The 6,002-nt window shown below is 71.5% G+C and carries 5 protein-coding genes; 1 reads left to right on the top strand and 4 read right to left on the bottom strand.

Going from position 1 to position 6,002, the window contains the following annotated elements; translation table 11 throughout:
- The coding region (locus ACTWQO_RS48205; RefSeq protein ID WP_443243764.1) for a cell division protein PerM at positions 1 to 1,148 on the bottom strand (1,148 nt) is incomplete at its 3' end.
- 96 nt (positions 1,149 to 1,244) lie between these two features.
- On the opposite strand from ACTWQO_RS48205, the gene ACTWQO_RS48200 reads away from it, so the two are divergent.
- Positions 1,245 to 2,357: a helix-turn-helix domain-containing protein gene (locus ACTWQO_RS48200; protein ID WP_443243763.1), complete on the top strand. Its 1,113-nt coding sequence runs from the start codon at positions 1,245 to 1,247 to the stop codon at positions 2,355 to 2,357.
- Positions 2,358 to 2,509: 152 nt separating this feature from the next.
- On the opposite strand, the gene sucD is transcribed toward ACTWQO_RS48200, so the two are convergent.
- The 3 genes from sucD to ACTWQO_RS48185 all read right to left on the bottom strand — a co-directional run.
- A complete protein-coding gene (sucD, locus tag ACTWQO_RS48195; protein WP_359422915.1) occupies positions 2,510 to 3,394 on the bottom strand; it encodes a succinate--CoA ligase subunit alpha in 885 nt (294 codons plus the stop codon).
- 23 nt (positions 3,395 to 3,417) lie between these two features.
- Positions 3,418 to 4,596, bottom strand: coding sequence for an ADP-forming succinate--CoA ligase subunit beta (sucC, locus tag ACTWQO_RS48190; protein WP_443243762.1), 1,179 nt, complete (start codon positions 4,594 to 4,596; stop codon positions 3,418 to 3,420).
- 522 nt (positions 4,597 to 5,118) lie between these two features.
- On the bottom strand, positions 5,119 to 6,002 hold an 884-nt coding region (locus ACTWQO_RS48185; RefSeq protein WP_443243761.1), incomplete at its 5' end, for a hypothetical protein.

The raw sequence follows: 6,002 nt of genomic DNA, 5'->3' as shown, positions 1-6,002 counted from the left end.
CCCGTCCTCCCCGAACCCACCCCCGACGTACCCTCACCCGCCACCCCTCCCCGCCCTCCAGCAGCCGCCCCACCCACAAACCACCCCACCGTCACCCCGGCCACCAACGGCACCACCCCCGCCGCCCAGTTCAGCGGCGTTCCGGCCCCCGCGTCCGGTACCGCCGCCAGCAGCGGGAACGGCGGCAGGAGCGGGGCGGGGGCCGAGGACAGGGGGGACACGACGTGGCCGACGCCCAGGGTGAAGCCGGGACCGAGGGCGTACGACGCTCCCCACACGGCCGCGTTCGGGACCAGCGCCATGCAGAGCAACAGCACCGCGAACTGCCCGGATCCCCCTTCCGTCAGCTGCAGAAAGGACCTCCTGGCCGCCTCGCCGTGCCAGACCAGCGAGACCGTCAGCAGCAGCGCCCCACCTCCGACCAGCACGGCCGCCCCAGCACCCGCGGCGCGCCCGGCGGCGAAGAGACGGGACGGGAAATCCGGCACGAGCAGAAGACGCCGTACCCGCCGCCGTACCCACGGCGGCAGATGGTTCAGCACGCTGTAGACCGGCTCGCCCGTACGGCCGTACGCCGTCCAGACCCCCGCCCCCGCCGCCACCGTCGCGACCACCGGCACACACACGCACACCCACACCCACGACGGCCGCAACGCACCCCCCGAGGCGTACAGAGCCGCCGCCGCACCGACTCCGAGATAGCCGAGGACCACGCCCGCCAACGCCACCACCGGCCCGGGACCCGGCCCCTCACCGCTGCCGCGTCCGTCCACCTCACGCTCGTCCGCCGCGGCGTCCCGCGCCGCCCGGTGCAGCAACAGCACCGGCAGCACGAGCAGCAGCAGCGGGGTGACGCCGACCGGCGCGGGGCCGCCGGAGAGCGAGCCGGTGCGGACCAGGTCGGCGCCGTGCGCCAGCAGCCACAGCGCGGCGGCGACATGCAGCGCCCCGCCCGGCCCGCTGTCCGGATAGGGCGAGCTGATCCACAGCACCAACACCAGCACGGCGAACGACCCGAGCCCCACCGCCGCCGCCAGCGCACCGGCCAGCAGGCTCGCGGTCAGCCCGGGCGAACGGTCGCGCAACCGGGCGAGCAGCAACGACAACGACGAACGGCGGCGAACGGTCATCTGGGTCACGCCCGCCATGCTCCCAACGACACGCGCTTTCCCGTCGTAACAGGCAAACCACCGATGTGTCGCTCAATATATGTTTATGTACTTTTTCGTACGAAAGGGCGAGCCGTGAAGCAGAGCCCTCCGACCCCGCTCCCCCCGCCCGACGAACGCCGACGCCTGCGCGAGGCCCAGTCGTTGACGCAGGCTCAGGTCGCGGCGCGGATGGGCGTCGCCCGGGAAACGGTCCGTTCGTGGGAGACCGGCCGGACGACTCCGCGCGGCCGGAAACGGGAGGCGTACGCGAAGCTGCTGGCCGAACACGCGACCGAGAAGAACGGGGAGAACCGGGAGAACGGGGAGAACGGGGGGAAGGTGACGGCGGGTCAAGACCCCGCTCCCGTGGCCACCGACATGGCCGACATGACCGACCTGCGATCCGACGCCCTGACGCCCGCTCAGGCCTTCGACGCGCTGTACGCGTTCTGCGCTCCCGCCCTCGTACGGCAGACGTATCTGCTCACGGGGCGCCGCGAACTCGCCCGCGAGTCGGTCGAGCGGGCCTTCCAACTCGCCTGGCAGAGCTGGCCGGAGGTGGCGCTCGACCGTGACCCGGCGGGCTGGGTGCGGGCGACGGCGTACGAGTGCGCCCTCTCCCCCTGGCACCGCCTCCGCCCGCGCTACCGGCACCCGGAACCGCCCCCCGCCGACGCCACGGACCGCGCACTGATGGACGTACTCCTGAAACTCCCGCCACCACACCGCCGCACGCTCCTGCTGTACGACGGTGTGGGCCTCGATCTGCCGGAGACGGCGGCGGAGACGGAGGCGAGCACTCCGGCGACGGCGAACCGTCTGCTGCACGCGCGCGCGGCGATCGCCGAACGGCTGCCGGAGCTGTCCGACCCGGCCGAACTCCACCGCCGGCTCGCCACCCTCGCCTCCACCGAACGCCTCCGCGCGGCCAAACCCCCCACGGTCCGCCACGGCAGCGAACGCCGCGCCCGCTTCTGGACCCGCGCCGCCATCGCCTTCACCGTCGCCCTGATCGGCACCACAGCCCTCACCCTCCGCTCGGCCCCAACCCAGTACGAGCCACCGGTGGCACCCGGCAGCGACGTACGCGGGGTCCCCAAGCGCGTGGCCCCGGGCCCCTTGTCGGAGGCGGAGTGGGAACTACGCGAGAAACTCCGGAAGGAAACGGCGAAGGGCCCGGAGAGATTGCAACCGACGCTGCCGTAGCTGCCGTAGCTGCCGTAGCTGCGGGCATTCGTGCCGCCTAGGGCGGCACGGGTGGGCGCAGGCGGCACCCCGCAAGCGCCGGGCAAGCGAAACGCCGGTGGGCCCGCCCCCACCCCGGGGACGGGCCCACCAACGCTCAGCCAAGAAGCCGCTCAGCCGGCGAGAATCTCCCGCGCCAGCTTCGCCGTCTCGGTAGGCGTCTTGCCCACCTTGACGCCGGCAGCCTCCAGCGCCTCCTTCTTCGCAGCGGCCGTACCGGACGAACCGGACACGATCGCACCCGCGTGACCCATGGTCTTGCCCTCGGGCGCGGTGAAGCCCGCGACATAGCCGACGACCGGCTTGGTCACGTTCTCCTTGATGAAGGCCGCGGCCCGCTCCTCGGCGTCGCCACCGATCTCACCGATCATGACGATCAGGTCGGTGTCGGGGTCGGCCTCGAACGCGGCGAGCGCGTCGATGTGGGTCGTCCCGATGACCGGGTCGCCACCGATGCCGACGGCGGAGGAGAAGCCGATGTCCCGCAGCTCGTACATCATCTGGTACGTCAGCGTGCCGGACTTCGACACCAGCCCGATGCGGCCCGGCTTGGTGATGTCGCCCGGGATGATGCCGGCGTTGGACTGACCCGGGGTGATGAGACCGGGGCAGTTCGGGCCGATGATCCGGGTCTTGTTGCCCTGCGACACGGCGTACGCGTAGAACGCGGCCGAGTCGTGGACGGCGATGCCCTCGGTGATGACGACCGCGAGCGGGATCTCGGCGTCGATCGCCTCGACGACCGCGGCCTTGGCGAACGCCGGCGGCACGAAGAGGACGGATACGTTCGCGCCCGTCTTCTCGATCGCCTCGGCGACCGTCCCGAAGACCGGGATCTCGTTGCCGTCGATGTCGACGCTGGTGCCCGCCTTGCGCGGGTTCACGCCACCGACGATGTTCGTGCCGTCGGCCAGCATGAGCTTGGTGTGCTTCATGCCCGTGGCACCGGTCATGCCCTGGACGATGACCTTGCTGTCCTTGTTGAGGAAGATAGCCATGGTGGTCTGAGTCCCTCGATCCCTTACTTCGCAGCCGCGAGCTCGGCGGCCTTGTCGGCCGCGCCGTCCATGGTGTCCACGCGCTGGACCAGCGGGTGGTTGGCGTCCGACAGGATCTGACGACCCAGCTCGGCGTTGTTGCCGTCGAGGCGGACGACGAGCGGCTTGCTGACGTCCTCGCCCTTGGACTTCAGGAGCTCCAGGGCCTGGACGATGCCGTTGGCGACCTCGTCGCAGGCGGTGATGCCACCGAAGACGTTGACGAAGACGGACTTGACGTCCGGGTCGCCCAGGATGATCTCCAGGCCGTTCGCCATGACCTGGGCGGAGGCGCCGCCGCCGATGTCGAGGAAGTTGGCGGGCTTGACGCCGCCGTGCTTCTCACCGGCGTACGCGACGACGTCCAGGGTGCTCATGACGAGACCCGCGCCGTTGCCGATGATGCCGACCTCGCCGTCGAGCTTGACGTAGTTGAGGTTCTTCTCCTTGGCCGCGGCCTCCAGCGGGTTCGCGGAGTCCTTGTCCTGGAGGGACTCGTGCTCCGGCTGACGGAACTCGGCGTTCTCGTCCAGGGAGACCTTGCCGTCCAGGGCGATGACGTCGCCGGAGGCGACCTTCGCCAGCGGGTTGACCTCGACCAGGAGGGCGTCCTCCTTGATGAAGGTGTCCCACAGGGTGACGAGGATGTCGGCGACCTTGTCGGCGACGTCGGCCGGGAACTTCGCGGCCGCGACGATCTCGCGGGCCTTCTGGGGGGTCACGCCCTCGTTGGCGTCGATCGGTGTCTTGGCGACGGCCTCCGGACGGTTGGCCGCCACCTCCTCGATCTCCACGCCGCCCTCGACGGAGGCGATGGAGAGGAAGGTGCGGTTGGCACGGTCCAGGAGGAAGGAGACGTAGTACTCCTCCACGATCTCCGGAGCCGTCTCGGCGATCATCACCTTGTGGACCGTGTGGCCCTTGATGTCCATGCCGAGGATGTCCGTCGCGCGCGCGACGGCCTCGTCCGGGGTCGCGGCGAGCTTCACGCCGCCGGCCTTGCCACGGCCACCGACCTTCACCTGGGCCTTGACGACAGACTTGCCACCGAGGCGCTCGGTGGCTGCGCGGGCCGCCTCAGGCGTGTCGATGACTTCACCGGCCAGCACCGGTACATCGTGCTTGGCGAAGAGGTCCCTCGCCTGGTACTCGAACAGGTCCACGCGCTTCCGTCCCTATCAGTGATCTCGCGGTTCGTTGTCTGCGTGGGCGTGCCGCGAGGGCAACGTGACGTTCCGCTGTCTGTCACAAGGGAGGCGCACACGGTGTCCGAGCGCGCGGCATGTCCGTCTCGCAGATTATCGCCGCCGGACAAGGGTCTCTAAATCAGGGGTCACACCTGAGCGGTGATACCTGTCACATGATGCCGCGATCACTGGCACGGCGTGCCGCAGGTGAAAGGCCTCACCGGGCTGGGGTTGACCCGGTGAGGCCTCTTCAACAGCCCCATCAGGGGCGCGACAGCGCCTCTTCAGGGGTGCTGGGCCGGCTGATCCCCACCCCAATGGGGATCAACCCGCCCGTCCGCGGGGTGCCGGCCGGACGGTCCGACGGCTTTCGGCCGTCCGGGTCCATCGCCGCCGCGGAGTCGGTCGTCCACCACCGCGCTCGCGCCGTGGTGGTGAGATGCGCCGGTTGACGGTTCCGCCGGGGCCCGTCGTACGGCGTCGGTGGCAGGCCTGCGGTCAGACGCTGTACGGGGTGCCGTACTGCGCGCCGGAGGCGTAGCCGGTGACGTCCTGCGCGTAGCCCTGGACGTTCTGCGCGTAGGCCGGAGTGACCGATTCGGCGACGCCCTCGACGCCGGTCACGGCGTGCTCGGCGAGCGGGCCGGCGGTGGCCTGGACGGTCCCGGTCAGGTCCTGCGCGAAGGGCGCGGCCTGCCCGGCGACACCGTGGACGAAGGGGTCGACCTCGCCGACGGCGCCGCCGGCGAAGGGCCGCACCTCACCGGTGACGCCGTACGCCAACTCCGTGGCGCTCCCGCCGACGCCCTGCACGACCGGGCGAACCGTTTCCACAACCGTCTCGACCACCGGCTGCACCGCCCCGGCGACCCCGTACGCGAACGGCGGCACCTGCCCGGCGACACCGTGGACGAAGGGGTCGACCTGGCCGACCACGCCGCCGGCGAAGGGTTCGACGTCGCCGACCACGCCGTACGCCAGCGCACCGGCGTCCCCGACGGCCTGCTGCGCGACCGGGACCACGCCGTGCACAGCGGTGTTGCCGACGGGCGGCAGGACGGCGTGCGTGGTGTCGTGGGCGACCTGGCCGACCAGGCCGGTGGCATACGGCGGTACGTCCGCGACGACCCCACCGACCACCGGCTGCACACCGGCTACGGCGCCGCCCGCGATGCCCTGCACATCCGCGACCGCCCCGGTGGCGACCGGCGGGACACCCTGCACGACACCGCCCGCGACGGGCTGGACATCCGCGACGACGCCGTACGCCAGCGCGCTCGCGGCGTCGACCGCGTGCCCGGCGGTGGACCCGACCCCGGCCACCGTCTGCCCGGTGACTGGCGTCACCCCGTCCACCGCGTGGGTGGCGGCGGGCGCGACCC

This window comes from Streptomyces sp. 4N124 (genome assembly GCF_052245395.1).
In the GTDB taxonomy this organism is placed as follows: domain Bacteria; phylum Actinomycetota; class Actinomycetes; order Streptomycetales; family Streptomycetaceae; genus Streptomyces.
This window is presented reverse-complemented; position numbering and strand designations above follow the sequence as displayed.